Annotated in this window: 21 protein-coding genes; 3 read left to right on the forward strand and 18 right to left on the reverse strand. The window is 65.8% G+C overall.

The genetic code is table 11. The annotated features are described in order from the left end of the window. The first annotated feature begins 12 nt into the window (after positions 1 to 12). Positions 13 to 1,572 carry an exopolyphosphatase gene (gene ppx, locus KUV74_RS08105; protein ID WP_222516067.1) on the forward strand — a complete coding sequence of 520 codons (1,560 nt, stop codon included), beginning with the start codon at positions 13 to 15 and terminating at the stop codon, positions 1,570 to 1,572. Between the two features lie 66 nt (positions 1,573 to 1,638). On the opposite strand, the gene tilS is transcribed toward ppx, so the two are convergent. The 18 genes from tilS to rpsB all read right to left on the reverse strand — a co-directional run bounded on the left by tilS (position 1,639) and on the right by rpsB (position 22,932). Beyond that, positions 1,639 to 2,925 (reverse strand): tRNA lysidine(34) synthetase TilS, encoded by a 1,287-nt coding sequence (gene tilS, locus KUV74_RS08110; protein ID WP_222516068.1) that lies wholly within the window; start codon positions 2,923 to 2,925, stop codon positions 1,639 to 1,641. A 156-nt stretch (positions 2,926 to 3,081) separates the two neighbouring features. Beyond that, positions 3,082 to 4,035 carry an acetyl-CoA carboxylase carboxyltransferase subunit alpha gene (locus KUV74_RS08115; RefSeq protein WP_045991173.1) on the reverse strand — a complete coding sequence of 318 codons (954 nt, stop codon included), beginning with the start codon at positions 4,033 to 4,035 and terminating at the stop codon, positions 3,082 to 3,084. A gap of 158 nt (positions 4,036 to 4,193) precedes the next feature. Then, a complete protein-coding gene (gene dnaE, locus KUV74_RS08120; RefSeq protein WP_222516069.1) occupies positions 4,194 to 7,703 on the reverse strand; it encodes a DNA polymerase III subunit alpha in 3,510 nt (1,169 codons plus the stop codon). 46 nt (positions 7,704 to 7,749) lie between these two features. Then, complete coding sequence (gene rnhB / locus KUV74_RS08125) at positions 7,750 to 8,388, reverse strand: ribonuclease HII (protein WP_315900734.1); 639 nt, start codon at positions 8,386 to 8,388, stop codon at positions 7,750 to 7,752. Continuing rightward, positions 8,378 to 9,661 carry a lipid-A-disaccharide synthase gene (gene lpxB, locus KUV74_RS08130; protein WP_108449744.1) on the reverse strand — a complete coding sequence of 428 codons (1,284 nt, stop codon included), beginning with the start codon at positions 9,659 to 9,661 and terminating at the stop codon, positions 8,378 to 8,380. Before lpxB ends, rnhB begins: the two co-directional genes overlap by 11 nt. 132 nt (positions 9,662 to 9,793) lie before the next feature. Next, the gene (gene lpxA / locus KUV74_RS08135; RefSeq protein ID WP_045991176.1) at positions 9,794 to 10,561 is read right to left on the reverse strand and encodes an acyl-ACP--UDP-N-acetylglucosamine O-acyltransferase; all 768 of its coding nucleotides are present in this window, start codon (positions 10,559 to 10,561) and stop codon (positions 9,794 to 9,796) included. Next, complete coding sequence (gene fabZ / locus KUV74_RS08140; RefSeq protein ID WP_045991177.1) at positions 10,558 to 11,001, reverse strand: 3-hydroxyacyl-ACP dehydratase FabZ; 444 nt, start codon at positions 10,999 to 11,001, stop codon at positions 10,558 to 10,560. The genes lpxA and fabZ overlap by 4 nt, the downstream gene beginning before the upstream one ends. Before the next feature lie 115 nt (positions 11,002 to 11,116). Further along, entirely contained in the window at positions 11,117 to 12,157 is a 1,041-nt protein-coding gene (gene lpxD, locus KUV74_RS08145; RefSeq protein ID WP_045991178.1) for a UDP-3-O-(3-hydroxymyristoyl)glucosamine N-acyltransferase, read from the reverse strand. A 56-nt stretch (positions 12,158 to 12,213) separates the two neighbouring features. Next, positions 12,214 to 12,720 (reverse strand): OmpH family outer membrane protein, encoded by a 507-nt coding sequence (locus KUV74_RS08150; RefSeq protein WP_222516070.1) that lies wholly within the window; start codon positions 12,718 to 12,720, stop codon positions 12,214 to 12,216. Continuing rightward, the gene (gene bamA / locus KUV74_RS08155; RefSeq protein ID WP_181248592.1) at positions 12,720 to 15,068 is read right to left on the reverse strand and encodes an outer membrane protein assembly factor BamA; all 2,349 of its coding nucleotides are present in this window, start codon (positions 15,066 to 15,068) and stop codon (positions 12,720 to 12,722) included. The genes KUV74_RS08150 and bamA overlap by 1 nt, the downstream gene beginning before the upstream one ends. Positions 15,069 to 15,243: 175 nt before the next feature. After that, the gene (gene rseP, locus KUV74_RS08160; RefSeq protein WP_222516071.1) at positions 15,244 to 16,602 is read right to left on the reverse strand and encodes an RIP metalloprotease RseP; all 1,359 of its coding nucleotides are present in this window, start codon (positions 16,600 to 16,602) and stop codon (positions 15,244 to 15,246) included. Between the two features lie 97 nt (positions 16,603 to 16,699). Beyond that, positions 16,700 to 17,923 carry a 1-deoxy-D-xylulose-5-phosphate reductoisomerase gene (gene ispC, locus KUV74_RS08165; protein ID WP_108449741.1) on the reverse strand — a complete coding sequence of 408 codons (1,224 nt, stop codon included), beginning with the start codon at positions 17,921 to 17,923 and terminating at the stop codon, positions 16,700 to 16,702. Next, the gene (locus tag KUV74_RS08170; RefSeq protein ID WP_222516072.1) at positions 17,920 to 18,726 is read right to left on the reverse strand and encodes a phosphatidate cytidylyltransferase; all 807 of its coding nucleotides are present in this window, start codon (positions 18,724 to 18,726) and stop codon (positions 17,920 to 17,922) included. The genes ispC and KUV74_RS08170 overlap by 4 nt, the downstream gene beginning before the upstream one ends. Next, positions 18,719 to 19,489, reverse strand: coding sequence for a polyprenyl diphosphate synthase (gene uppS / locus KUV74_RS08175; RefSeq protein WP_261395198.1), 771 nt, complete (start codon positions 19,487 to 19,489; stop codon positions 18,719 to 18,721). The genes KUV74_RS08170 and uppS overlap by 8 nt, the downstream gene beginning before the upstream one ends. A gap of 203 nt (positions 19,490 to 19,692) precedes the next feature. Continuing rightward, the gene (gene frr / locus KUV74_RS08180) at positions 19,693 to 20,250 is read right to left on the reverse strand and encodes a ribosome recycling factor (RefSeq protein WP_045991183.1); all 558 of its coding nucleotides are present in this window, start codon (positions 20,248 to 20,250) and stop codon (positions 19,693 to 19,695) included. Between the two features lie 4 nt (positions 20,251 to 20,254). Further along, positions 20,255 to 21,022, reverse strand: a complete 768-nt coding sequence (pyrH, locus tag KUV74_RS08185; protein ID WP_045991184.1) for a UMP kinase — start codon at positions 21,020 to 21,022, stop codon at positions 20,255 to 20,257. Between the two features lie 143 nt (positions 21,023 to 21,165). Then, positions 21,166 to 22,035 (reverse strand): translation elongation factor Ts, encoded by an 870-nt coding sequence (gene tsf / locus KUV74_RS08190; protein WP_045991185.1) that lies wholly within the window; start codon positions 22,033 to 22,035, stop codon positions 21,166 to 21,168. Between the two features lie 150 nt (positions 22,036 to 22,185). Continuing rightward, positions 22,186 to 22,932, reverse strand: a complete 747-nt coding sequence (gene rpsB / locus KUV74_RS08195) for a 30S ribosomal protein S2 (protein WP_045991186.1) — start codon at positions 22,930 to 22,932, stop codon at positions 22,186 to 22,188. A 395-nt stretch (positions 22,933 to 23,327) separates the two neighbouring features. On the opposite strand from rpsB, the gene map reads away from it, so the two are divergent. Together map and KUV74_RS08205 are read left to right on the forward strand one after the other, a co-directional pair. Then, positions 23,328 to 24,119, forward strand: coding sequence for a type I methionyl aminopeptidase (gene map / locus KUV74_RS08200; protein ID WP_045991187.1), 792 nt, complete (start codon positions 23,328 to 23,330; stop codon positions 24,117 to 24,119). Positions 24,120 to 24,125: 6 nt separating this feature from the next. Beyond that, positions 24,126 to 26,801 carry a [protein-PII] uridylyltransferase gene (locus tag KUV74_RS08205; RefSeq protein ID WP_108132282.1) on the forward strand — a complete coding sequence of 892 codons (2,676 nt, stop codon included), beginning with the start codon at positions 24,126 to 24,128 and terminating at the stop codon, positions 26,799 to 26,801. The last annotated feature ends 40 nt before the right edge of the window (positions 26,802 to 26,841 follow it).

A 26,841-nucleotide genomic window follows, 5' to 3' on the forward strand; every position in this document is an offset into this window, starting at 1 on the left:
GAAGGACCCGCCATGAATCAACCCTCGGATACGCTCAGCACCCTGCGCGAGTCGCCCCACGACGCCACCAAGGACCCCGCCCGCCTGGCCGCCATCGATCTGGGCTCCAACAGCTTTCACCTGCTGGTGGCCAACTATCAGGATGACCGGCTGCAGGTGGTGGCGCGGCTGGGCGAAAAGGTCCAGCTGGCGGCGGGCCTGGACGACGACGGCTACCTCAACGAGGACGCCATGACGCGGGCGCTGGACTGCCTGGCTCGCTTTGCGCCCTTTCTCGAGGGCATCCCCGCCTCGCGTATGCGGGTGGTGGGCACCAACGCCCTGCGCGATGCCCACAATAGCCAGGAGTTGATCGACCGCGCCGAGGCCATGCTCGGCACGCGCATCGAGATCATCGCCGGGCGCGAGGAGGCACGCCTGATCTACCTCGGCGCGGCCCACGCCCTGGCCGAGAACGGGCGCCGGCTGATCGTCGATATCGGCGGCGGTTCCACCGAGTTCATCATCGGCGAACAGTTCGAACCCAAGGCGCTGGAAAGCCTCTCCATGGGCTGCGTGACCTTTACCCGACGCTTCTTCGGCGACGGCGATATCAGCGAGAAGCGCATGCGCAACGCCGAACTCGCGGCGTTGTCGGAACTGGCTAATATCCGCAGACCCTACCAGCGTCTGGGCTGGGATGACCCGGTGGGCTCCAGCGGCACCATCAAGGCGGCGGCGGCGGTGATGCACGCGGCAGGCGACGCGCCGGAAGGAGTGATCACTCGCGACGGTCTGGCCAAGTTGAGAAAGCGCTTGATCAAGACCAAGCAGCTCGACAAGGTCTCCATGGACGGGCTCAAGGCCGATCGTGCCCGGGTCTTTCCCGCCGGTGTCGCGATTCTGTGCGCGATCTTCGAGGCCTTCGACCTCAGCGAAATGCGCTACGCCGACGGCGCCCTGCGTGAAGGGGTGCTCTACGACATGGCTGGCCGCAACAGTCCCGAGGACTCGCGTCTAAAGAGCCTGGAGACCCTGGCCCGCTACAATGCCGTCGACGTTCGCCAGGCCGACAATGTGGCCGCCTCGGCCAAGGCGCTGTTCGCCCAGGTCGCCGGCGACTGGGGGCTCGATGAGGAACGTGGCCGCTATCTGGAGTGGGCCGCCTGGGTGCACGAGATCGGCCAGTCGATCTCGCACAGTCAGTTCCATCGCCACGGCGCCTATCTGCTCGAGCACTCGGATCTGGCCGGCTTCTCGCGCCCGGAACAGCGCCTGCTGGCCTTCCTGGTCCGCGCCCACCGACGCAAGTTCCCGAGCAAGGAATGGCAGCTGTTGCCGAAGGCCGAACAGCGTGACAGCCAGCGCCTGGCACGCCTGCTGCGACTGGCGGTGATCCTCAACCATTCGCGCCCGGAGCAGCCGCCGGCGACGCCGCGGCTCGAGGTGGACGGCGAGGTCCTGCATCTGCACTACCAGGGCGGCGACGAGCCAGGCCTCTTGTGCACCGACCTGGAACGCGAGGCCGACTACCTGGCCAATACCGACTTCGCGCTCAAGCTGCACGCGAGCACGGCCCACGCCGAAGCCTGAGCCCTCTCACACGGTCCCTGGCCAGAGCCCTTGGCCAAGCCATCAGCCGGCCCCAGGCGTTGCCCGTCAGGGCGACGCCGTCCAGCCCTCGGCCAGGGCGATCCAGCACCCCCTGCCGGCGTCCAGCGCCGCCACGCAGCGCTCGCCCTGCCACACCACCAGCACCTGGGCACGCCGCCAGGGCGGCACACCAGCCTCCTGCAACAGCCGCTTCAGGTCGCGACTTCCTCGCCCGGCAAGCCTCAGCCGTTCGCCGCCCTGGCGCGGGCGAAGCCACAGCGGCAGCGAAGTCTCCTCCGCCGGCCTCGGCAGCTTTAGTGGCACCCCGGCGACCACCAGGGCGCTCCCTGGCGACCAGGGGCCTTCGGCAACCTCCAGCGGATCTCCGGCACCCTCCCCCATCAGCCACAACCCACCGCGCCAGAGCCGCGCCTCTGCCCCGGGCCAGCTCACCTTGACCTCGGCGTCACGCCGGGCATGGCATTGCTCGAGCAGATCGTCCAACCGTGGTCCCGGTGCCGGCGCAAGTCCCAGCCGACGCAGGCACAGCCCGATCAACCAGCGCTGACGGCGCCGTGACAGCGACAGCAGGCCCTCGAGCTCAAGCCTGGCGGGGTCGCCACCCAGCCGCGCCAGATCCTCAAGCGCGTATTCGTCCAGCAGTGCCGCCGCCTCGCCGGCATGCCGGGCGCTCGCCGCCAGGGCGTCCGCGGCGTCGGGCCAGCGCTGCGCCAGCGCCGGCACCACCTCATGACGCAGATAGTTGCGATCGAACTCGCGACTGGCGTTGCTGGGGTCCTCGACCCAATCGAGCCCGCGACGCCGGGCTTCGGCTTCCAGTTCGCTTCGCCGGACCTCCAGCAAGGGGCGCTCGATCGAAAGGCCACGCTCCTCACGCCGCGCCGGCATGGCGGCAAGGCCCGCAACGCCTGCGCGCCTGAGTGCGGCCAGCAGCAGCGTCTCGGCCTGGTCATCACGGTGCTGGGCCAGCCACAGCACATCACCGGCGTCCAGGCATTCGACGAAGGCGTCGTAGCGCGCCTGGCGCGCTGCCGCCTCCAGGCCCTTGCCGGAGGTACGGTCCACCCTTGCCCGGACGACCTCGAGGGTTATCCCCAGCTGCGCGCATAGCCTGCGACAGTGGCGCTCGAAGTCATCCGCCGCCGCCTGCAGGCCATGGTGCACGTGGATCGCCCGCAATCGGCGCGACCGCTGCCCGCAGGCCCTTGCCGCCAGCGCCAGCAGCACGCAGGAGTCGAGCCCACCGGACAGCGCGATCCACAACGACCGCTCCGGCGGCACCCGGTCGAGGGCCCGCTCGATTCGCGCTTCAAGGGTGGGAGACGTCGGCATGTCGGCGATTCCTGAGGGTCAGGGTGGGCGGTGGCACCTACTATGCATACGGCCCCCATCGCAGGACGATGGGGGCCGCACAATCGATGCAGAGCGCTCGAGCTCAGGCCGGGCGCCGTGGCTCATCAGACGCTCATCGATGCAGAGCGTTCGAGCTCAGGCCGGGGCGCCGTAGCTCATCAGACGCTCGTAGCGACGTTCGAGCAGTGCCGCGGTATCCATGGCGTCGAGGCGCTCGAGGCTTTCGCCGATGGCGTCGCGGACCCGGGTGGCGGTTTCATGGGGGAAGCGATGGGCGCCGCCCAGGGGTTCCTTGATCAGGGTGTCGACGAAGCCCAGCTCCTTGAGACGGCTGGCGGTGATCCCCATGGCCTGGGCGGCGTCGCTAGCCCGCTCGGCGCTCTTCCACAAGATCGAGGCACAGCCCTCCGGCGAGATCACCGAGTAGGTGGAGTATTCAAGCATCATCAGCTCGTCGCACACGCCGATGGCCAGGGCGCCGCCGGAGCCGCCTTCGCCCACCACGGTGGAAATGATCGGCGTCTCAAGCCGCGACATCACCGCCAGATTGTAGGCGATGGCCTCGCTCTGACCGCGCTCCTCGGCGTCGATGCCCGGGTAGGCACCAGGGGTGTCGATAAAGGTCAGCACCGGCATCTTGAAGCGCTCGGCCATCTCCATCAGACGGCAGGCCTTGCGATAGCCTTCCGGCCGCGGCATGCCGAAGTTGCGGCGCACCTTCTCCTTGACGTCGCGGCCCTTCTGGTGGCCGATGATCATCACCGGACGATCATTGAGTCGCGCCACACCACCGACGATGGCAGCGTCATCGGCGAACTCGCGATCACCGTGCAGTTCGTCGAAGTCAGTGAATACGTGCTCGAGGTAGTCCAGGGTGTAGGGACGCTGGGGATGGCGCGACAGCTGGGATACCTGCCACGGCGACAGGTCCTTGAAGATCGACTCGGTGAGCTTGCGGCTCTTTTCCTCGAGACGGGAGATTTCGTCCGCCAGGCTGACCTGGCTGTCGTTGCCGACCAGACGCAGTTCTTCGATCTTGGCCTGCAGTTCGGCGATGGGCTGTTCGAAATCGAGATAGTTGGGATTCATGGGCCAGCCTTGTGGTCATGGTCAGGCGGGCGCGACGCAGTCGTCGCAAGCCCACCCATGGCAAAGAAAAAGTGGTGTGCATTATCGCACCCTGACCGGGCCACGCAAGGCGCAGCGGGTCAAGATCGTCTTAGAGGCGCCCTCGCAACCCCGCGCCGCTAGCGATACTTGAGGCGGACGCCGTCCTGGCCCTCGACCTCACGCAGCGCGATCAGCAGGTCGTCGGATGGCAGCACCTTCCACTGCTCGTCGAGTTCGAGCCAGCCGGTGGCCTCCAGATTGCGGTAGCGCAGGCGCACCGGCAGGCCTTCCTGGTGACGATGCGGCTCGAGGCTCGTGCGCAGGCTGTCGATCAGTCGACCGTTGGCCTCACGACCATCCACCGACACTTCCACCGCCTGACCGAAGCGCGAGCGCGCCTGGACCATGGGGGTGACCTCCTTGCCGCGCAGGCGCAGGCCGCCGGAGTAGTCATCGCTGGACACCTCACCTTCGATGATCAGCACCTCGGCGTTGTCGAGCTGCTCGCGCACGCTGTCGTAGAGCTCACCGAACAGCGACGCCTCGATGCGTCCGGTACGGTCGTCCAGGGTCACGAACGCCATGGTGTCGCCACGCTTGGACTTCATGGTGCGCTGGGCCACCACCAGGCCGGCGACCCGCTGGGGCTCGCGGGACGGTTTCAAGTCGGCGATGCGGGTCGAGACGAAACGCGAAAGCTCTTCCTCGTATTCATCGATGGGATGGCCGGTCAGGTAGAGGCCCAGGGTGTCCTTCTCGCCGGCCAGGCGCTCGCGGTCGCTCCACTCACGCACGCGCAGATAGTCGGCGTAGGGATCGCTGGCGCTGTCGTCCTCGTCCGGGGCGAAGGCCTCGCCAAACAGATCCATCATCCCGGCGCTCTGGTTCTTGTGGCTCTGGGCCGCGGCCTTCAGGGCGTCATCCAGCGAGGCGGCCAGCACGGCGCGGTTTGGCCCCAGGTTGTCCAGCGCCCCGGAGCGGATCAAGGCCTCCAGGGTACGCTTGTTCATGCGCTTGGGGTCGATCCGCCGACAGAAGTCGAACAGGTCGCTGAAGGGGCCGTCTGCGCTGCGCGCCTCGACGATGGCGCCGATGGGACCTTCGCCCACCCCGCGGATCGCGCCCAGGCCGTAGACCACCCGCCCCTCTTCGTCGACGGTGAACTTGTAGCCACCGACATTGACGTCCGGCGGGGTCACCGTCAGCTTGAGGTGACGACACTCCTCGATCAGCGGCACAACCTTGTCGAGGTTGTCCATCTCGGTGGACATTACCGCCGCCATGAAGGGACCCGGATAGTGGGCCTTGAGCCAGGCGGTCTGGTAGGACACCAGGGCGTAGGCGGCGGAGTGCGACTTGTTGAAGCCGTAGCCGGCGAACTTCTCCACCAGGTCGAAGATGTTGCCCGCCAGGTCGGCATCGATGCCGTTGGCCGCGCAGCCCTCCATGAAGCCGGCGCGCTGCTTGGCCATCTCTTCCGGCTTCTTCTTGCCCATGGCACGACGCAACAGGTCGGCCTGGCCCAGCGAGTAGCCAGCCATCACCTGGGCGATCTGCATCACCTGCTCCTGGTACAGGATGATGCCGTAGGTGGGCTGCAGCACCGGCTTGAGCAGATCATGCTGATAGTCCGGGTGCGGATAGGAAATCTCCGCCCGACCGTGCTTGCGGTTGATGAAGTCGTCGACCATGCCGGACTGAAGCGGACCGGGACGGAACAGCGCCACCAGGGCGATCATGTCCTCCAGCGAGTCCGGCAGCAGGCGCTTGATCAGCTCCTTCATGCCGCGGGATTCGAGCTGGAACACGGCGGTGGTCTCGGCCTTCTTGAGCATCTCGAAGGTCTTGCCGTCATCCAGCGGAATGGTGTCGATATCGAGCGGTCCCTGGCCCTCCTTCGAGCGCACCTTGTCGACCATCTCCAACGCCCAGTCGATGATGGTCAGGGTGCGCAGGCCAAGAAAGTCGAACTTGACCAGGCCGGCGTCCTCGATATCGTTCTTGTCGAACTGCACCACCAGGCCGGAGCCGTCTTCATCGCACAACAGCGGAGAGAAGTCGGTCAGCTTGGTGGGGGCGATCACCACGCCACCGGCGTGCTTGCCGGTGCCTCGGGTCACGCCCTCGAGCTTGAGCGCCATGTCCCAGATTTCCTGGGCCTCCTCGTCGGCCTCGAGGAACTCCTTGAGCTGAGGCTCCTCCTCGATGGCCTTGGCCAGGGTCATGCCGACCTCGAAGGGGATCAGCTTGGACAGCTTGTCACCCAGCGAATAGGGCTTGCCCTGGGCCCGGGCCACGTCGCGAACCACCGCCTTGGCCGCCATGGTGCCGAAGGTGACGATCTGGGACACCGCGTTGCGGCCATAGCGCTCGGCCACGTAGTCGATGACCCGGTCGCGCTTCTCCATGCAGAAGTCGACGTCGAAGTCGGGCATGGAGACACGTTCCGGGTTGAGGAAGCGCTCGAACAGCAGGTCGTACTGGATCGGGTCGAGGTCGGTGATCTTCTGGGCGTAGGCCACCAGCGAGCCGGCACCGGACCCCCGCCCCGGCCCCACCGGCACGTCGTTGTCCTTGGCCCACTGGATGAAGTCCATCACGATCAGGAAGTAGCCAGGGAACCCCATCTGCAGAATGATGTTCAGCTCGAAGTCCAGGCGCTCGCGGTAGCGTTGCTCGAGGGCCGCCCATTCGTCGCTGTCGCGGGGGTGCTGGGCCACCGGATAGAGCGCATCAAGGCGCTCAGTCAGACCGTCGTGGGAGATCTTGCGGAAGAACTCGTCCTGGGTCATGCCCTCGGGGATGCCGTACTCCGGCAGGAATATCTCGCCCAGACGCACGTCGACGTTGCAGCGCGCAGCGATCATCACGCTGTTTTCCAGCGCCTCGGGGATATCGGCGAACAGCTCGGCCATCTCCTGGGGCGACTTCAGGTACTGCTCTTCGGTGTAACGGCGCTCACGTCGGGGATCGTCGAGCGCCTTGCCCTCACCGATGGAGACCCGGGTCTCGTGGGCCCAGAAGTCCTCACGCTTCAAAAAGCGCACGTCGTTGGTGGCCACCACCGGCACCCCGGTGTCCAGCGCCAACGCCACCGAGGCGTGTACACAGTCTTCTTCCAGCGGGCGGCCGGTACGGGTCAGCTCCAGATAGAAACGTCCCGGGAAGGCCTGGCACCAGTCGTCCAGCAGGCGCCTGGCATCAGCGTGAAGATCGCTGAGCAGGTGGCGACCGACATCGCCGTCGCGACCACCAGACAGCGCAATCAGCCCCTCGTTCTGCTCGAGCACCCAGGCCTTCTCCAGGTAGGCCCGCCCCTGGCGCTGGCCCTCGACCCAGCCACGCGAGATCAGCTCGGTCAGATTGCGGTAGCCGACGTCGTTCATCGCCAGCAGGGTCACCCGATAGGGGTGATCCAGGTCGTGGCCGTTGACCAGCCACAGATCTGCGCCGATGACCGGCTTCATGCCGGCGCCCTGGACACCGTTGTAGAACTTCACCAGGCCGAACAGGTTGGCCTCGTCGGTCAGCGCCAGCGCCGGCGCCCCGTGCTCGATGCCCGCCTTGACGTACGGCTTGAGGCGCACCAGGCCATCGACGAGGGAGAACTCGCTGTGGACGCGAAGATGAACGAAGGGAGCGGACATGAGAAAGCCTTACCTCGACCCGCCGTGGCGGGTGTGTGAAAACGGGTCAGAACAGCGCCAACTGACGCTTTACCGGTGCAAACGATCGGCGATGCTCGGCCAGCGGCCCGAGGCGTTCGAGCGCGGCCAGATGCTCAGGCGTCGGGTAGCCCTTGTGGCGGGCGAAGCCGTAGTCGGGATAGCGCTCGTCGAGGGCCAGCATGGCCGCGTCACGGGCCACCTTGGCCAGGATGGAGGCGGCGGCGATGGCCGGATGGCGGGCATCGCCCTTGACCACGGCCTGGCCCGGAACATGATGCCCGGGCAGCCGATTGCCGTCCACCAGCAGGTACTCAGGAGTCGGCGCCAGGCCATCGATGGCCCGGCGCATCGCCAGATGGGTGGCGTGATAGATATTGAGGCGGTCGATCTCTTCGGGGCTCGCCTCGGCCACATGGTAGGCCAGTGCATGCTCGCGTATCTGGCCGTCGAGCGCCTCGCGACGCTTGGCACTCAGTGCCTTGGAGTCATTGAGTCCGCTGATCGGCACCGAGGGATCGAGGATCACCGCCGCTGCCACCACCGAGCCCACCAGCGGCCCTCGACCAACCTCATCGACACCGGCCAGCAAGCTGCCATCATAGTTCACCACCAGCGGCGGCAAGGCAGGCTTGTTGCTGCGCCTGGACTTCGCTTCAGCGGCCACCGCTTGCCTCCTGACGGACATCATCCGTTTCATCAGCCGTGGCCTCGGCCACCTCCTCGGCCAGCCGAGGCGATACGCTGTCCGGCAACGGCTGCCCCGCTACCAGCGCTTCGATGGCCTCCGCCGCACGCCGGCTGGCGTCACGCTGCAGCCCCTCGTGCATGGCGGCAAAGCGAGCCTCGAGCGCCGTCCGCGCCGCTTCATCGTCAAGCAACTCGCCCAGGCGGGTGGCAATGGCCTCGCTGCTGGCCTCGTCCTGAATCAACTCCGGCACCAGCGATTCGCGGGCGATCAGATTGGGCAGCGAGATCCACTCGGTCTTGACCATCAGCCGAGCGATGCGATGGGTCATCGGCGCCATGCGGTAGCCCACCAGCATGGGGCGATGACACAGCATCGCCTCCAGCGCCGCGGTGCCGGAAGCCAGCAGCACCAGGTCGCTTGCCACCATGGCCTCCCGGGCCTGGCCATCGAGCAGGCTGACGCAGGCCGCAAGCGCCGGCCGCGCGGCCAGCAGCGCCTCGAGCTCCTGCCTGCGCTCGGGCGTGGCCGCCGGGATCACCACCGCAAGCCCCGGCCTTGCCTTGACCAGGCGCTCGGCAGCCTCCAGGAAGGTCTCCCCCATGAAGCGGATCTCGTTGCGCCGGGAGCCGGGCAGCAACGCCAGCACCCGGGCGTCGGCGGCAATCCCCAGCGCCTCGCGCGTGGCCCGGCGGTCGTTGACCAGCGGCAGTTCGTCGGCCAACGGATGGCCGACGAAGGCCACCGGCACCCGGTGCTTGACGTAGAAGGCCGCCTCGAACGGCAGAAAGGTCAGCATGGCGTCCACCGAGCGGGCGATGCCCTTGACCCGCCCCTGACGCCAGGCCCATACAGACGGGCTGACGTAGTGGGCGGTGGTGACACCTGATTCGCGCAGCTGGCGCTCGAGGCCAAGATTGAAGTCCGGGGCGTCGATTCCGACCATGATGTCGGGTTCCCAGTCCAGTGCATCCCGGCGCAGGGTACGGCGCACGCGGATCAGCTCTGGCAGGTGCTTGATCACCTCCACCAGCCCCATCACCGACAGGGTCTCCAGCGGATACAACGACTCGAGCCCCTCGGCGATCATGCGCGGGCCACCCAGTCCTCGGAATGCCACCTCGGGATGACGCGCCTTGAGCGCGCGCATCAGGCTTGCGCCGAGAATATCGCCGGACAGTTCACCGGCCACCAGGTAGACGCGGCGGATTGAGCCTGCCTCGCTGGCGACATCGCGTGCAGCGTGTGTCATGACGGATCCCTGACTGGCTGAACAAGTCTGACGATGGAAGGGTGCCCAAGCCGACGACGGCCATCAAGATGGCCGACGACACTGGGGCTGACGCCCGCCGCTGCGGGCGCCGACCGCCGGGCCGATGACTGCCTAGCGGATGATGCCCCGCGAGGACGCCTCGATGGAGGCCACGAAGGCTTCGGTCTCGGCCAGCGAGAAGCGCTGGCGGATCTCGCCGATGGCCTGTTCCACGGTGAGCCCCTGGCGGTACACCAGCTTGTAGGACTCGCTGAGGGCGCGGATGGCTTCCGTCGCAAAGCCGCGGCGCTTGAGCCCGACCACGTTGAGTCCGTGGGCCTGGGCCGGATTGCCGTTGATCATCACGAAGTCCGGGGTGTCCTTGGTGATGATCGAGCCACCGCCTGCCATGGCGTGGGAGCCAAAACGACAGAACTGATGGATGGCGGATAGCCCGCCAATGATCGCGAAGTCGCCCAGGTGCACGTGGCCCGCCAGGGTGACCTGATTGGCCAGGATGCAGTCGTCGCCGATCACGCAGTCATGGCCGACGTGGACGTAGGCCATGAACAGGTTGCGCGAGCCGATCGTGGTCTCGCTGCGATCCTGAACGGTGCCCCGGTGCAGGGTGACGCCCTCGCGCACGACGTTGTCGTCACCCATCACCAGGCGGGTCGGCTCGCCCTGGTACTTCTTGTCCTGGCAGGCCTCCCCCACCGAGGCAAACTGGAAGATGCGGGTACGCTCGCCCAGCACGGTGGGGCCCTGCACCACGACGTGGGGGCCGATGACCGACCCGGCGCCAATCTCGACGTCTGGGCCGATCACACTGAAGGGCCCCACCTCGACATCGTCGGCCAGGCGGGCGCCGGGGTCTACGATGGCGGTCGGATGTATCAAGCGATCTTCCTCTCGGCACAGATGATGTCGGCCTCACAGGCCAGCTCGCCTTCCACGGTGGCACGGCACTTGAACTTCCAGATACCCCGCTTGGCCCGCTCGACCTCAGCGCGCAGCTCAAGCTTGTCGCCGGGCATCACCGGGCGCTTGAAGCGCACGTTGTCACTTCCGACCAGGTAGTACACATAGCCATCGGCGGGCAGCTTGTTGACGGTCTTGAAGCCCAGGATACCGCAGGCCTGGGCCAGCGCTTCCACCACCAGCACGCCGGGCATGATCGGGTGATGGGGGAAGTGACCATTGAAGAACGGCTCGTTGATGCTGACGTTCTTGTAGGCAACGATGGTTTCGCCAAGGGTCAGTTCCGTGACCCGATCCACCAGCAGAAAAGGATAGCGGTGGGGCAGATATTCGCGAATCTCGTTGATGTCCATAACCATCGTAGCGACCTCTGAAATGACAAGAGCCCTTCTCCCTGGAAGGACATGACCGGCGGGGGCCAAGGGCACCATACCGGCAAATAGGCGGTGGATTATACCGACCTGTACCCGCCCCTCAAGCCTCGCCGGAGCCTCGCTTCTCCAGACGATTGACCCGCTTGGCGATACTGTCGAGCTGCTTGAAACGCACCGCATTGCGGCGCCACTGACTGTTTTCCATGGCCCCGGTGCCCGAGGAATAGACCCCGGGTTCGAGGATGGAGTTGGTCACCAGGCTCATGCCGGTGACCTGGACGCCGTCGCAGATGGTCAGGTGGCCGGACAGCCCCACGCCGCCACCCAGCATGCAGTGGCGGCCCACCCGGGTGGAACCGGCGATGCCGACACACCCGGCCAGGGCGCTGTGGTCACCGATGTGCACGTTGTGGGCGATCTGCACCTGGCTGTCGATCTTGACGTCATTGCCGATCACGGTGTCACCCAGCGCCCCACGGTCGATGCTCGAGCAACTGCCGACCTCGACATCATCGCCGAGCACCGCGCCACCGAGCTGGGCGATCTTGCGCCAGCCGCCACCGTCGTGGGCAAAACCGAAGCCATCGCCACCGATCACACAACCGCTGTGCAAGATGACACGCTTGCCGACGACCACGCCGTGATAGAGGGTGACGTTGGCGTGCAGGAAACCGTCCTCGCCGATCTCGCAGTCCGCCCCGACCACCGAACCGGGCCCGACCACCACACGATCCCCCAGGCGAGCACCTGACTCGATCACCGCATTGGGGCCGATCGAGACGTCGGCACCCAGACTGGCGTCCTCGGCCACCACCGCACTGGGATGGATGCCCGGCTGGTGCGCGTCGGCCTGGGGGTCAAGCATGCGCGAAAGCTCGGCGTAGCCGAGGTAGGGATTGTCCAGTACCAGCGCTGGCACCGGGCAGGCGTCGAGATGGTCGGCGTGCAGCAGTACCGCCGCCGCCCGGGTGGACGGCAGGTCCTTCAGATAGGCGCGATTGGCAAGAAAGCTCACCTGATCGGGGCCGGCGTCCTTGAGCGTCGCCAGGCCAACGATACGTTGGCTGCCGTCACCGTGCAGGCGAGCGCCCAGGCGAGAGGCGATATCGGAGAGGTTTGGCTGTGTACGTGTCGATTTCATGTATGACCGTAATGCGGTGACGACGGAATTCGGGACAGGCGCTGTCGGCGATTCCCTCAGTACGTGTTGAGCAGCCGGGTGACCTCGGCCGTCAGGTCCGGCAGATCACGACCGCTGTGCAGGACACCGTCCGGTGTCACCAGCACCTCGACCTCGTGACGCTCGATGACCTGAGCGACCGCCTGGTCGACCCTGCCTTCCAGGCGACTTATCAAACGCTGTTCGGCTTCCTGGCGAGCCTCGAGGATATCACGTCTGAGGCGATCGAAACGCTGCCCTTTTCGCTGAAATTCCTGAACCCGTGAGGGGCTCGGCTGCCCTTCGGCAGCCGCCAGGTCGTCGGCCAGGGCCTCGAGCTCAAGGCGTAGCGTCTCGGCCTCGCGCTGCCAGGGTGCGACCTGTTGCTGCAGGCTCTGCATGGCACTGCGGGCGGCCTCGGTGTCGAGCACGGCGCGACGCCAGTCGAGCACCGCCACCTGGGACGCCGATGCCGACACCGGGCTGCTCAGTGCAGCGGCCAGCGCCAACCACACCAGCCAGCGGCGACGGCCGCCTGTCCTCATCAGAAGGTCTGACCCAGCGAGAACTGGAACACCTGGGTGTCGTCCTCGTCCTCGTCATTGAGCGGCTCGGCCACGCTGAAGGTCAGGGGACCCACCGGCGTCAGCCAGGAGACGCCCACGCCCACACTGTAGCGTATATCGCTGAATTCCACCCCGGAGTTGCACTTCTTGCGATCCTCGTCCTCGGACAGCACGTCGTAGCACTCGGTGAGGAAGGTGTTACCGGCATCGACGAACAGCGACGGCTGCACCGAGCGCTTGTCCTCGACGAACGGCATCGGGAAGATCAGCTCCATGCTGCCCTCGAGCAGCACGTTACCGCCGAGGGTCTCGTCATCACCGTCCTCACGTTCGGTGGTGAGCTGGCCAAGGGTGTTGTCGGTGAAACCACGCACCGAGCCCAGGCCACCGGCGAGGAAGTTCTCGTAGAACGGATAGGGGTCGCTCGAATTGATGGCATCGGCGTAGCCCAGCTGGCCACTGAACTTCAACGACCAGGTCTGCTCTTCGTTGAACGGGAAGAAGTGCTTGGCCTGGGCCCTGGCCTTGTAGTACTCGGCGTCACTGCCGGGCACCCCGAGTTCCAGCGACAGCCGCTGGTAATTACCCGCCGTCGGCATGATGCCGCGGTTGAGGTCGTTGCGGGTCCAGCTGCCGGTGGCCGACAGGGTACTGGCGTCGTCACCCTCGTCGAGCACGTAACGCTTGATCTCCGACGGGGTGTCATCGTAGGTGTCGATCTCGAGCTTCTCGATGTTGGCGCCGAAGTTCATCCGCGTCAGCTCGTTGATCGGGTAGCCGAAGTTGATCCCGGCACCGAGGGCATCGGTGGAGTAGGTGGAGATGTCGGAATCTTCGTAGTCCGTGGCCCGGTAGTAGAAGTTGTAGCCGCGGGAGATGCCGTCCAAGGTCCAGTAGGGATCGGTGAAGCCGAAGTTGACGCTGGTGTAGGTATCACTCTTCTGGGCGCCGATATTGACCCGGTTGCCGCTACCCAGGAAGTTGTTCTGGGACAGCGAGGCACCGTAGATGACGCCGGCACTCTGGGAGAAGCCGAGACTCGCCGACAGCGAGCCTGAGGGCTGTTCCTCGACGGTGTAGGTGACGTCGAGCTGGTCGCTCTCGCCGGGGACCGGCTCGGTCTGCACCTGCACCTGCTTGAAGAAGCCAAGGCGCTCGAGGCGCTGGCGCGACTGGGAGATGGCCTCGGTGGAGGCAGGCGCGCTCTCCATCTGGATCATCTCGCGGCGCAGCACTTCATCCTTGGTGGTGGTGTTGCCGACGAACTGGATACGCCGTACGTAGGCGCGACGCCCCGGCGCCACCTGGAAGCTCAGGTCCACCGTCTCGCCGTCGCTGCGCACCTCGGGGATACCATTGACCTCGGCGAAGGCAAAGCCCTCCGCACCCAGGCGTGAGCGCATGGCCTCGGAGGACGCCACCACGTCGCTGCGCGAGAAGATATCACCGGATTCGAACTGCAGCAGCTCGCGGGCCTCGGCCTCGGCCACCTTGAGATCACCAACGAAGCTGATGTCGCCGACCCGGTAGCGATTGCCTTCATTGACGTTGATGGTGATGAAGATGCGCGACTTGTCCGGGCTGATCGATACCTGGCTCGAGGTGATCTCGAAGTTCACGTAGCCGCGGTCTAGGTAGTAGGAGCGCAGCCGCTCCAGGTCGCCAGCCAGCGCCTCGCGGGAGTACTCGTCGGCGGAGAACCAGCCGAAGAACAGACCGGGATCGTCCTCGAGCTCGAACTCGTCGAGCAGGATCTCGTCGGAATAGGCTTCATTGCCGACGATGTTGATCTGGCGGATCTTGGCGACCGCACCTTCATTGATGTTGATGTCGACCCGCACCCGGCCCTGGCCCACCGGCGTCAGCTCAGTGTCGATGCGCGCGCTGTAGCGGCCCTGGGACTGGTAGAGGCCTTCCAGCTCACGCTTCATCTCGTCGATGGTCGAGAGCTGCAGCACCTGGCCTTCGCTGATGCCGGCCTGCTTGAGGCCCGCACGCAGGTCCTCGTCGGGAATCTGGGAGTTGCCTTCGATATTCAGCGCCGAGATCGTCGGGCGCTCCTCCACCTGGATGATCAGGACGTCGCCTTCACGGGCCAGCTGGATATCTTCGAACAGTCCGGTGGCAAACAGCTGGCGAGCCGCTTCGGCCAGTTCACTGTCGTCCACTCGATCGCGAGCGTTGACGGGAAAAGCATTGAAGACGGAAGCCGCAGAGACCCGTTGAAGGCCTTCCACGCGAATGTCCGACACGGTGAAAGGGGCCGCGTGCGCCACCTGGGCACAGGCGGTCAAGAGTGTCGCCAATCCGATGGTCTTGATTTTCATGCAGTCGTTTCGCTCGCGTTGAGTCAGCGTACCTGTCCAGACAGGCACCTTATACATTTCTCCGCCTTACTGACAAGTTGGCGGCGGCGTCTCGCTTGGTGACGTCCCCGGCAAAGCGCGATTCACCTGGGCGCTCGTTGTTGCGCACGCACCACGTCGATGGCGGGGGCAACTTCTACCACAAGCGCATCACATCGAAGTACAGGGCCATGATCATCAGGGTGCCCACCAGCGCCAGCCCGACCTTGAGGCCAACGGCCTGGGTGCGCTCGGACACCGGGCGCCCACGTACCGCTTCGACCAGGTAGTACAGCAGATGGCCGCCATCGAGCACCGGAATCGGCAGCAGGTTGAGCACCCCAAGGCTGATCGACAGATAGGCCATGAAGTTGATGAAGCTCTCGAGCCCGGAACGCGCCGTGTCACCGGCGATCCGAGCGATGGTGATGGGCCCGGACAGATTGGTCGGCGAAATCAGGCCGACCAACATCTTGCGCACGGCGTCGAACGTCAGAAGCGTCATCTCGGCGGTACGTGAGGCCGCCTGCCCCACTGCGTCCAGGGGGCCGTAGCGGATTTCCCGCTGGTACTGCTGGGGCCAGTCTACCGGGGCAACGCCGGCACCGATATAGCCGATCTCGCTTCCATCATCCAGCCGGTTGATCCGCGGCGTCAGACTCAGCGCCTTCGACTCGCCGTCACGCTCGACCTCCAGCGACAGCGTCTGGCCGGGTCGCGCTCTGACCCGCTCGACCAGATCAGGCCAGTCACTCACCGCGCGATCGTCGATACTCAGCACACGATCACCGGCTTGCAACCCTGCCTCGGCCGCGGGCTCCCCTTCCATCACCTGGCCGATGACGGCAGGCATGTCGGGACGCCAGGGGGCGATACCGAGCGTTGCCAGCGGCGCGGGCGGGTCCTGCCCCACCAGCCAGTTCTCGACCGGCGCGCGATAGCTGCGGGAGGCACTCGAGCCCTCCCCGCGGGCCTCGATCTCCAGGCTGCCACTGGCGCCGATGGCCGCCACCAGCTTGAGATTGACCTCGTCCCAGGAGCGCACCGTCTCGCCACCGATGGCGGTCAGCTCCATCCCCGACTCTAGGCCAGCCTCGGCCGCTGGCGTCTGCGGGGTGACGTCACCCACCACCGGCACCACCGTAGTGGTCCCGGCGACGAACAGCGCCCAGTAAGCCACCAGTGCCAGCAGGAAGTTGGCCAGCGGACCCGCCGCAACGATGGCCATGCGGGCCCACACCGACTTGCGATTGAACGCCTGATCGAGCTGGTCCTCGGGCACCTCGCCTTCGCGCTCGTCGAGCATCTTGACGTAGCCGCCCAGCGGAATCGCGGCGATGGCGAATTCGGTGCCATGGCGATCGAAACGTGACCACAGCGGGCTACCGAAACCTACCGAGAAGCGCAGTACCTTGACCCCGCAACGCCGCGCCACCCAGAAGTGACCGAACTCATGGAAGGTGACCAGCAGGCCGAGTACGACGATCACGGCCAGAATATTTTGAATCAGGCCCACGCAAGCCTCCTTGGCTGTATCACGACGGCCGCCGTCGCCGCCGCTTCCCAGGCTCCGGCAGCGCCAAAGGCAAAAGGTTCAACCGGGTGCGCGAGCATCACAACGCCTCCAGCCAGGCACGGGCACGCGCGCGGGCGTCATGGTCGGCGGCGAGTACCGCCTCCAGATCATCGGCACCACCACCGGGGGCACCTGCGCGCACCGCCTCGACCAGCCGGGGGATCTCGGTGAACCCAAGCCGCCCGTCGAGAAAGGCCTCGACCGCCACCTCATTGGCAGCGTTGAGTACCGCCGGCTGCAGCCCACCCTCGTCCATCGCCTCACGGGCCAACCGCAGGCACGGAAAGGCAGCCTCGTCGGCAGGTTCGAAGTCGAGCCTGGCCACCTGAAACAGGTCCAGCGCCTCGACCCCTGCCTCGATCCGCTCGGGCCAGGCCAGGCCGTAGGCGATGGGGGTGCGCATATCGGGATTGCCGAGCTGCGCCAGCACCGAGCCATCGCTGTAGGCGGCCATGGAATGGATCACGCTCTGAGGGTGCACCACCACCTGGATCTGCTCGGGGCGGGCGTCGAACAGCCAGCAGGCCTCGATCAATTCCAGCCCCTTGTTCATCAGGGTGGCGCTGTCCACCGAGATCTTGCGCCCCATGGACCAGTTGGGGTGGGCGCAGGCCTCATCCGGGGTCACCCGGGCCAGACGCTCGGCATCGAATCCACGAAAGGGGCCGCCCGAGGCGGTCAGCAGCAGCTGAGTCACGCCGTGGCGCCCGAGTCCCCCACGATGCTGGCCAGGCAGACACTGGAAGATCGCATTGTGCTCGGAGTCGATGGGCAGCAGCGCCGCACCACTTTGCTCCACCGCTTTCATGAACAGGGCCCCGGACATCACCAGGGCCTCCTTGTTGGCCAGCAGCACGCGCTTGCCGGCCCGCACCGCCGCCAGCGTCGGCAACAGGCCCGCCGCGCCGACGATGGCCGCCATCACCACCTCGGCCTCAGGGGCGCTTGCCACCTCGGCCAGAGCCGCTTCGCCGTGACGCACCTCGGTGGCAAGCCCAGCCTCTTTCAGCTGCGTGGCCAGCCAGTCGGCGTCGGTCGGCGTGCCGAGCACCGCCACGTCGGGACGATGGGTCAGGCACTGACGATAGAGGGCCTCGCGGGAGCGATGGGCGGTGAGAGCGTGGACCCGATAGCGGTCGGGGTGGCGGGCGATGACGTCCAGGGTACTGGTTCCGATGGAGCCGGTAGCACCGAGCACCGAGACGCCCTTGATGGTGGTCGAGGAGGTTTGGGACGAGGCAGAAACTGCAGATGCCGTCATGCTTGCACCAGCCAGGTAAAGAACAGGGCGAACACCGGGACCGCCGCGGTAAGACTGTCGATGCGATCGAGCACCCCGCCGTGCCCCGGCAACAGCGCGCTGGAGTCCTTGAGGCCGCGATGGCGCTTGAGCATACTCTCGAGCAGATCGCCGAGCACCGACACCAGGGTCACGCCGAGGGTCAACGCCACCAGCGCCAGACCGGCCGACAGCGACAGCTGCTGCCACAGCGCGAACACCAGCGCCAGCGCAGCGGTGACCGCCATGCCCCCATAGACGCCCTCCCAGGACTTGCCGGGGCTGACGTTGGGTGCCAGCTTGCGCCGCCCCAGGGCACGCCCGACAAAGTAGGCGCCGATGTCGGCACCCCACACCAGCAGCAGCACGAACAGAAGCCAGGCGCTGCCGCTCTCGCGCAGCAGATTGAAGCCGACCCAGGTCGGCAGCAGCACCCAGGCTCCCATGGCCAGGCGCATCGCCCGCGAGGACCACTGATGGCTGCGCCCAGGATGACCGAGCACCCACCACAGATTCAGCGCCCAGCCCAGCGCGCCAATGACCAGCGGCCACAGCGCCAGGTGCTGGCCGAAATGCCACAGCAGCGCCATGCCAAGGACCAGCACCAGCGGTGGCAGCAGGCGCGAGGCCCCGCGCTCGAGCCCCGCCAGATTGGCCCACTCCCAGCCCGCCAGCACCACGATGGCGGCGGTAAACAGGGCGAAGGGGCCGCCCCCCAGACCGAACAGCCCGGCCAGCGCCAGCGGCGCCAGCCAGGCTGCGGTGATGATCCGCTGTCTAAGCACCCTGGGCCTCGAGCTGTTCGTCGGTCATGCCGAAACGGCGCTTGCGCCGGCAGAAATCCTCCAGGGCGTCATCGAAGGCCTCGCCATCGAAGTCCGGCCACAGGACGGGCGTGAAGTACAGCTCGGCGTAGGCCAGCTGCCACAACAGGAAGTTCGAGATGCGTCGCTCACCGCTGGTGCGAATGCACAGATCCACCGGCGCGGCGTCACTCAGACTGACCTGATCGGCCAGCGCCTGCTCGTCGATGGCGCCCGGGTCGAGCTCGCCGGCAGACACTCGCTCGGCCAGCCGCCGCGCAGCCCGGGCGATGTCCCACTGACCACCGTAGTTGGCGGCGATCACCAGGCGCAGCCCCTGGTTGTCGCAGGTCAGTCGCTCGGCCTCTTCGATGCGCTTCTGGATGGCCGAGGAAAACCCCGAGGTATCGCCGATCACCGACAGCCGGATGTCATGCTCATGCAGCTTCTTGACCTCACGCTTGAGTGCCATCAGGAACAGTTCCATCAAGGCGTTGACCTCGGCCGCCGGGCGCTTCCAGTTCTCGCTGGAGAAGGCGAACAGCGTCAGCGTCTCGATGCGGCGCTCCGCCGCCCGACGAATGACGGCCCTGACCGCCTCCACGCCGGCGTGGTGTCCACGCACTCCTGACAGGCCGCGCGCCTTGGCCCAGCGATTGTTGCCGTCCATGATCACCGCCACATGGCGAGGCAGGCTCGCGGTCGGCGGTAACGGGCGGAGTTCGGGAGACGGCGTTGACTTCATGGTGTCTCGCATGACGGTTGAATCAGGCCCCGAGGCATCCCTGACTCGGGGAGTCCAGACAGTATGACCGATGGCGGAGTCGCCAGGGATCGCTGAACGGCGGTAGTACCCAACGGCCGACCGGCCACGCCAGGCGTGACCGCTCGGTATCGCGCCCCCTCCCGGCCGCACAGGCAGGCCAGTACGGGTATCGCCAGGGCGCCTCAGACCTGCATCAGGTCCTCTTCCTTGGCGGTCAGGGTCTTGTCGATCTCGGCGACAAAGCGATCGGTGATCTTCTGGATCTCGTCCTCGCCCTGACGCTCCTCGTCCTCGGAGATATCCTTGTCCTTGAGCAGCGCCTTGAGGTCGTTGTTGGCGTCACGACGCACGTTGCGGATCGCCACCCGGGCGTTCTCGGCCTCCTGACGCGCCTGCTTGATGTAGCCCTTGCGGGTCTCCTCGGTCAGCATCGGCATCGGCACGCGGATCACGTTGCCGGCAGACGCCGGGTTGAGGCCCAGGTCGGAGGTCATGATGGCCTTCTCGACCTTCGGCACCATGCTCTGCTCCCAGGGCACCACGGCCAGGGTGCGGGCGTCCTCGACGTTGACCGAGGCCACCTGGTTGAGCGGCATCATGGAACCGTAGTATTCGACCTGCACCGCGTCCAGAATGCTGGGATGAGCACGACCGGTACGAATCTTGTTCAGGTTGTGATGCAGCGACTCGACGGTCTTCTGCATTCTTGCTTCTGCGTCTTTCTTGATCTCGTTGATCACGATGTCACCCTCTGTGAATCAGCGTGCCTTCCTTGCCGCCCACCACCAGGTTGAGCAGGGCGCCAGGCTTGTTCATGTTGAAGACCCGGACCGGCATGTCATGGTCCCGCACCAGGCAAATCGCGGTCAAATCCATCACCCCGAGCTTCTGATCGAGGGCGTCATCATAGGACAGTTCGTCGTACTTCACGGCATCGTCGAACTTGACCGGATCCTTGTTGTAGACGCCATCCACCTTGGTGGCCTTGACCACCACATCGGCGTCGATCTCGATACCGCGCAGACAGGCGGCGGAATCGGTGGTGAAGAAGGGATTGCCGGTACCGGCGGAGAACAGTACCACGTCACCGGAGGTCAGGTAGCGAATCGCCGTGCGCCGATCGTAGTGCTCCACCACGCCGCTCATGGGAATGGCCGACATTACCCGCGAACGGATGTTCGAGCGCTCCAGCGCATCACGCATGGCCAGGGCGTTCATCACCGTGGCCAGCATCCCCATGTGGTCACCGGTCACGCGCTCCATGCCGGCCTCGTGCAGGGCGGCACCGCGGAACAGGTTGCCGCCACCGACCACGATACCGACCTGGACACCGATACCGACCAGTTGCCCGATCTCCAGCGCCATGCGGTCCAGTACCTTGGGGTCGATGCCAAAGTCGGCATCCCCGGTCAACGCCTCACCCGAGAGCTTCAGCAGGATGCGCTTGTACTTCGACACCGCGGCACGGGGCTTCTCGGACTTGGACAGGGGGGAAGAATCGACGCTGCTCATGGCATTTCTCCGCTTTGGGCTTGACTGGGTCGGGTGGCGGTCGGTCAGGCCGCGAGACACCCACCGCTGACGCATACACGAAGGCGTGCGCTTTCGCGCACGCCATCATTACACTGTGCAGGCACAGTTTGGAACCTTGGACCTTAGCTACGCTTGGCCTGTTCCATGACTTCCTTGGCGAAGTCGACCTCTTCCTTCTCGATGCCCTCGCCCACTTCAAAGCGAGTGAAGCCGACCACTTCACCACCGGCGGCCTTGACGAACTCGGCCACGCTCTGGTTCGGGTCCTTGACGAAGGGCTGCTCGGTCAGGCTGTTCTCGGCCAGGTACTTCTTCAGACGGCCCTGGACCATCTTCTCGGCGATCTGCTCAGGCTTGCCGGCCATGTCCGGCTGAGCCAGGATGATGGCCTTTTCCTCGTCGAGGGCAGACTGGGGCATGTCCTCGGGACGGGCCACGGTCGGGTTGATCGCGGCAACGTGCATGGACACGTCCTTGGCGGCTTCCTGGGTGCCGCCCTTGAGCTCGGTCAGCACGCCGATGCGGCCACCGTGCACATAGGCACCCACCAGGTTGCCTTCAGCGGCGTCGACGACGACGGCACGGCGCACGCCGATGTTCTCGCCGATCTTCTGCACCAGCTGCTCGCGGGCGGTTTCCAGCTCGCCTTCGGTCACTGCGGCCACGTCGTCGCTCTTGGCGGCGAAGAAGGCGTCGGCGATCTTGTCGGCGAAGGCCTTGAAGTTGTCGTCACGGGCAACGAAGTCGGTCTCGGAGTTGATCTCGACCATCACACCGTAGGCACCGTCTTCGGCCACACGAGTGACGACGACACCTTCAGCGGCGGTACGACCGGCCTTCTTGGCGGCCTTGAGACCGGAGTTCTTGCGCAGATCCTCGATGGCCTGCTCGATGTCACCGCCGGCTTCGGTGAGTGCCTTCTTGCACTCCATCATGCCGAGCCCGGTACGCTCGCGCAGTTCCTTGACCTGGGAGGCGCTGATAGCTGCCATGGTATTCACCTCTAAATGGTTCGACCTGGGTGTCGGAGAGACCCTCGGTATTACCGCGGGCCTGAAGTAGAGAAAAGGGGGCCACGGCCCCCTTTGCGCCTGTCCGGCGTGGATCGCTTGCGCGATCGGCTGGCCCAGGCGGGCCGAAGCTTACTCGGCAGCGGCAGCGGCGGCGTCGCCTTCGCTGTCGGTCACTTCGACGAACTCATCGGGGCGACCTTCCTTCGCACGGCCACAGGCATCGGCGATGGCCTTGACGTAGATCTGGATGGCGCGGATGGAGTCATCGTTGCCCGGGATCACGTAGTCGACGCCGTCCGGATCGGAGTTGGTGTCGACCACACCGATGACCGGGATGCCCAGCTTGTTCGCCTCGTTGATGGCGATGCGCTCGTGGTCGACGTCGATCACGAACAGTGCGTCCGGCAGGCCGCCCATGTCCTTGATACCGCCGATGGAACGCTCGAGCTTGTCCTGCTCGCGGGTGGCCATCAGGACTTCTTTCTTGGTCAGCTTCTCGAAGGTGCCATCTTCGTGCATGGTTTCGAGTTCGCGCAGACGCTTGATGGACTGACGAATGGTCTTGTAGTTCGTCAGCATGCCGCCGAGCCAGCGGTGGTTGACGAACGGCTGACTCACACGGTTCGCTTCTTCCTTGATGATCTTGCTCGCGCTACGCTTGGTACCGACGAACAGGATCTTGTTGTTGGAAGCGGCCATCTTCTCGACCACATCGATCGCCTCGTTGAGCGCCGGAAGGGTATGCTCGAGGTTGATGATGTGAATCTTGTTACGAGCGCCGAAGATGAACTTGCCCATCTTCGGGTTCCAGTAACGGGTCTGGTGACCGAAGTGTGCGCCTGCCTTGAGCAGGTCACGCATATTGACGTGTGCCATGGATGACTCCTGAAAAATCGGGTTAGGCCTCCACGCACCCCATGGATCCGACCAGAGGTTTCCCTCAGGCACCCGGGACCATGTGTCGGTGCGTGTGTGTTTTCAAGGCGCGAGGCTCCGTCATGGAGACCTCTTCTACTGTTTGTCGCTCGCCAGCGGGCTATCCCGTTGCAGGCAATCGCAAGACCAGGGTCTCGACGAAAACACCAGCAAGGAACGGCGATTGCAGGAAAGCGCGCAGCTTTATACCATGGATGACCTTCGAATTGAAGTCGCCCAACGTCTCGCGCACCTCGACGCGTCCCTCCCCGGAGTCGCCGCGGTCATCGTCGCCGCGAGCCAGCGACTCGGCTCAGCCGCCTGCGCCGGGGCGACACCACCCAGACCGAGATTCCATGAACGTACCCATCAAGACGCCCGAAGAAATCGAGAAGATGCGCGAAGCCGGCCGCCAGGCCGCCAGTGTGCTGGAGATGATCGCCCCCCACGTGGAAGCCGGCGTCAGCACAGGCCACCTGGACAAGCTGTGCCACGACTACATCGTCAACGAGCTCGGTTCCACCCCGGCGCCGCTCAACTATCACGGCTTTCCCAAGTCGATCTGCACCTCGATCAACCACGTGGTCTGCCACGGCATCCCCGACGACAGCAAGAAGCTGAAGAAGGGTGACATCATGAACATGGACATCACCGTAAGGACCGCCGACGGCTACCACGGTGACTCCAGCGTGATGTTCATCATCGGCGAGACCATCCAGGGCGAGCGGCTGTGCCGGGTCACCCAGGAGTGCCTCTACCGCAGCATGGCGCTGGTACGCCCTGGTGCCCGCCTGTCGGAGCTGGCCCGGGCCATCGAGAGCCACGCCAAGGCCAACGGCTATTCGGTGGTGCGTGACTTCTGCGGCCACGGCATCGGCGCCGGCTTCCACGAGGACCCCCAGGTGCTGCACTATGACGGCTACGCCCCCGAGGCGGATATCGAACTGGCCGCCGGCATGTGCTTCACCATCGAACCGATGATCAACGTCGGCGACCATCGCACCAAGGTACTGCGCGATGGCTGGACCGCCGTGACCAAGGACAAGGGGCTGACCGCCCAGTGGGAGCACACCCTGCTGGTGACCGAGACGGGGGTCGAGGTGCTGACCGCCCGTTCCGACGAAGACCTGTCCTTCCTCGAGCGCTGAGAGCCCATGCTGCTGCACCACTATCGCTTCGCACCGGAATTCGAGCTGTTCGACTTCGACGACTTCGCTCGCCAGCTCGAGGGCCAGCGCTCCCCCATCGCGCCCTTCAAGGGCGCGCTCAAGGAGATCCAGTCGCGGCTGGACGAGCGCTTCCTCGGCGGCGCCGACATCCGCGACCTGGTGCGAGGACGGGCCTGGTGCCTGGACCAGCTGCTGGCGCTGGCCTGGGCGCGCCAGCCAGGCCTGGACGATGGTGTAGCGCTACTGGCGGTGGGTGGCTACGGCCGCGGTGAGCTGCACCCTCATTCGGACATCGACCTGATGTTCCTGCTCGAGGACGACGATGACACGCCCTACCGCGAGCCGCTGACCGCCTTCATCACCTTCCTGTGGGACATCGGTCTCGAGATCGGCCACAGCGTGCGCTCGCTCAACGACTGCGAGCGCGAGGCGAAGGCCGACGTCACCGTCATCACCAATCTGCTCGAGTCACGCACCCTGGCCGGCCGCGAGGCCCTGCGCCAGGCCATGCGCGAGCGCCTGTCCGGCGAGCGCATGTGGCCGGCAGACCGCTTCTTCGAGGCCAAGTGGCAGGAACAGATCACCCGCCACTACCGCTTCAACAACTCCGAGTATCACCTCGAGCCGAACATCAAGAGCTCCCCCGGGGGGCTTCGCGATATCCAGATGATCGGCTGGGTGGCCAAGCGCCACTTCGATACCGAGTCCTACGAGGACGTGGTCGCCAAGGGCTTCATGAACGATGCCGAGCACCGCATCCTGAGCCAGGGGCAGGCCTTCCTGTGGCAGGTCCGCTACGCCCTGCACATGCTCACCGGGCGCGCCGAGGATCGGCTGCTGTTCGACCACCAGAACACCATCGCCGAGCTGTTCGGCTACCGCGACAGTCCCGAGCGCCTGGCGGTGGAACAGTTCATGAAGCGCTACTACCGCCATGTCACCGCCCTGGCCGGGCTCAACGACATGCTGCTGCAGCACTTCGACGAACAGATCCTGAGGCCCGACACCCCGATCAGCGTGACCCCGCTGAACGAGCGTTTCGAGATCGCCGGCGGCTACATCCAGGTGCGCTCGCGGACCCTGTTCCGCGACCAGCCGGCGGCGCTGCTCGAGCTGTTCTACCTGATGGCCGAGCACCCCGAGATCGAAGGCGTACGCGCCGACACCATCCGCCTGATCCGCGACCATCGCCACCTGATGGACGACCGCTACCGCAACGACCCGCGTCACCAGGCGCTGTTCATGGCGCTGTTGCGCTCCGGTGGCAATGTCGCCCGCCAGCTGCGCCGGATGAATCGCTACGGGGTGCTGGGCAAGTATCTGCCGGCCTTCGGCCAGGCGGTCGGCCTGATGCAGCACGATCTGTTCCATATCTACACCGTGGACGCCCACACCCTGCGCCTGCTGAAGTGCCTGCACGGCTTCCGCAAGCCCGAGGCGAAGAAGGAGTTCCCGGTGGCGGCGACCCTGATTCACCAGGCGCCGAAGATGGAGATCCTGTGGATCGCCGGGCTGTTCCACGACATCGGCAAGGGCCGCGGCGGCGATCATTCGCTGATCGGCGCCCGCGAGGTCGAGGACTTCGCCGAACGCCACGGGCTCAGCCAGCGTGATACCCGGCTGGTCAGCTGGCTGGTGGAAAACCACCTGCTGATGTCGATGATCGCCCAGAAGCGCGACATCACCGACCCCGAGGTGATTCGCGACTTCGCCGCCAGCGTCGGCGACGAGACCCGCCTGGACTACCTGTACATCCTCACCGTGGCCGACATCACCGCGACCAATCCCACCCTGTGGAATGGCTGGCGCGCCTCGCTGATGCGCCAGCTCCACGCCGAGACCCGGCGGGCACTGCGGCGTGGCCTCGAGAACCCGCTGGAGCGCGCCGACTGGGTCCGCGAGACCCGTGAGGAGGCGCACTCGCTGCTGGCCACGATCGGCGCCGACATGGCGCGGGTCGACGCCCTGTGGGAGTCGCTCGGCGAGGACTTCTTTCTGCAGTACGCCTCCAGCGAGGTGGTGTGGCAGACCCAGGGCATGCTGGCCCACGCCGGCAGCGAGCTGCCGCTGATCCTGATCAACGCGCCCACCGACGACATGGCCGAGGGCGGGACCAAGGTATTTATCCATACCCGTTCGGTGGATGACCTGTTCGCCGCCACCGCCGCCGCCATGGAGCAGCTCGGGCTGTCGATCCACGACGCGCGCATCGCCACCTCGCTCAATGACTGGACGCTGAACACCTTTATCGTGCTCGATGACCACGACAAGCCGATCCGCGACGCCAGCCGCCTCGAGGAGATTCGCCGCCACCTGGTCGAAGAACTCGACGACCCGGACGACTACCCGACCATCGTCACCCGCCACACCCCGCGCCAGCTCAAGCACTTCAAGGTGGCCACCCAGGTGGCCATCGAACAGGACCCGGGTGGCGAGCGCACCCTGCTGGAGCTGACCGCACCGGACCGGCCCGGCCTGCTGGCTCGGGTCGGCAGTATCTTCATGGAGCAGGGCATCACCCTGTCGGCGGCGAAGATCGCGACCCTCGGCGAGCGCGTCGAGGACGTCTTCTACGTCACCGACCGCGAAGGCCGACCGATCACCGACCCCGAGCGCCAGCAGCAGTTGCGCGAACGGCTGATCGACGTCCTCAGTGTCTAGCGGCCCCGCCGAGCTGACCTGAATCACACAGCAGGCAAGG

The organism is Halomonas sp. DP1Y21-3, assembly GCF_019801245.1.
GTDB lineage: Bacteria > Pseudomonadota > Gammaproteobacteria > Pseudomonadales > Halomonadaceae > Halomonas > Halomonas litopenaei.

Excerpts from the sequence above, each read along its gene's own strand:
- KUV74_RS08115 (WP_045991173.1), bottom strand. The coding sequence starts at position 4,035 with ATGAATCCCAACTATCTCGATTTCGAACAGCCCATCGCCGAACTGCAG.
- dnaE (WP_222516069.1), bottom strand. The coding sequence starts at position 7,703 with ATGTCCGCTCCCTTCGTTCATCTTCGCGTCCACAGCGAGTTCTCCCTC.
- uppS (WP_261395198.1), bottom strand. The coding sequence starts at position 19,489 with ATGAAGTCAACGCCGTCTCCCGAACTCCGCCCGTTACCGCCGACCGCG.
- tsf (WP_045991185.1), bottom strand. The coding sequence starts at position 22,035 with ATGGCAGCTATCAGCGCCTCCCAGGTCAAGGAACTGCGCGAGCGTACC.
- fabZ (WP_045991177.1), bottom strand. The coding sequence starts at position 11,001 with ATGGTTATGGACATCAACGAGATTCGCGAATATCTGCCCCACCGCTAT.
- tilS (WP_222516068.1), bottom strand. The coding sequence starts at position 2,925 with ATGCCGACGTCTCCCACCCTTGAAGCGCGAATCGAGCGGGCCCTCGAC.
- KUV74_RS08150 (WP_222516070.1), bottom strand. The coding sequence starts at position 12,720 with ATGAGGACAGGCGGCCGTCGCCGCTGGCTGGTGTGGTTGGCGCTGGCC.
- map (WP_045991187.1), top strand. The coding sequence starts at position 23,328 with ATGAACGTACCCATCAAGACGCCCGAAGAAATCGAGAAGATGCGCGAA.
- lpxD (WP_045991178.1), bottom strand. The coding sequence starts at position 12,157 with ATGAAATCGACACGTACACAGCCAAACCTCTCCGATATCGCCTCTCGC.
- bamA (WP_181248592.1), bottom strand. The coding sequence starts at position 15,068 with ATGAAAATCAAGACCATCGGATTGGCGACACTCTTGACCGCCTGTGCC.
- lpxB (WP_108449744.1), bottom strand. The coding sequence starts at position 9,661 with ATGACACACGCTGCACGCGATGTCGCCAGCGAGGCAGGCTCAATCCGC.
- ispC (WP_108449741.1), bottom strand. The coding sequence starts at position 17,923 with ATGACGGCATCTGCAGTTTCTGCCTCGTCCCAAACCTCCTCGACCACC.
- ppx (WP_222516067.1), top strand. The coding sequence starts at position 13 with ATGAATCAACCCTCGGATACGCTCAGCACCCTGCGCGAGTCGCCCCAC.
- pyrH (WP_045991184.1), bottom strand. The coding sequence starts at position 21,022 with ATGAGCAGCGTCGATTCTTCCCCCCTGTCCAAGTCCGAGAAGCCCCGT.
- rpsB (WP_045991186.1), bottom strand. The coding sequence starts at position 22,932 with ATGGCACACGTCAATATGCGTGACCTGCTCAAGGCAGGCGCACACTTC.
- KUV74_RS08205 (WP_108132282.1), top strand. The coding sequence starts at position 24,126 with ATGCTGCTGCACCACTATCGCTTCGCACCGGAATTCGAGCTGTTCGAC.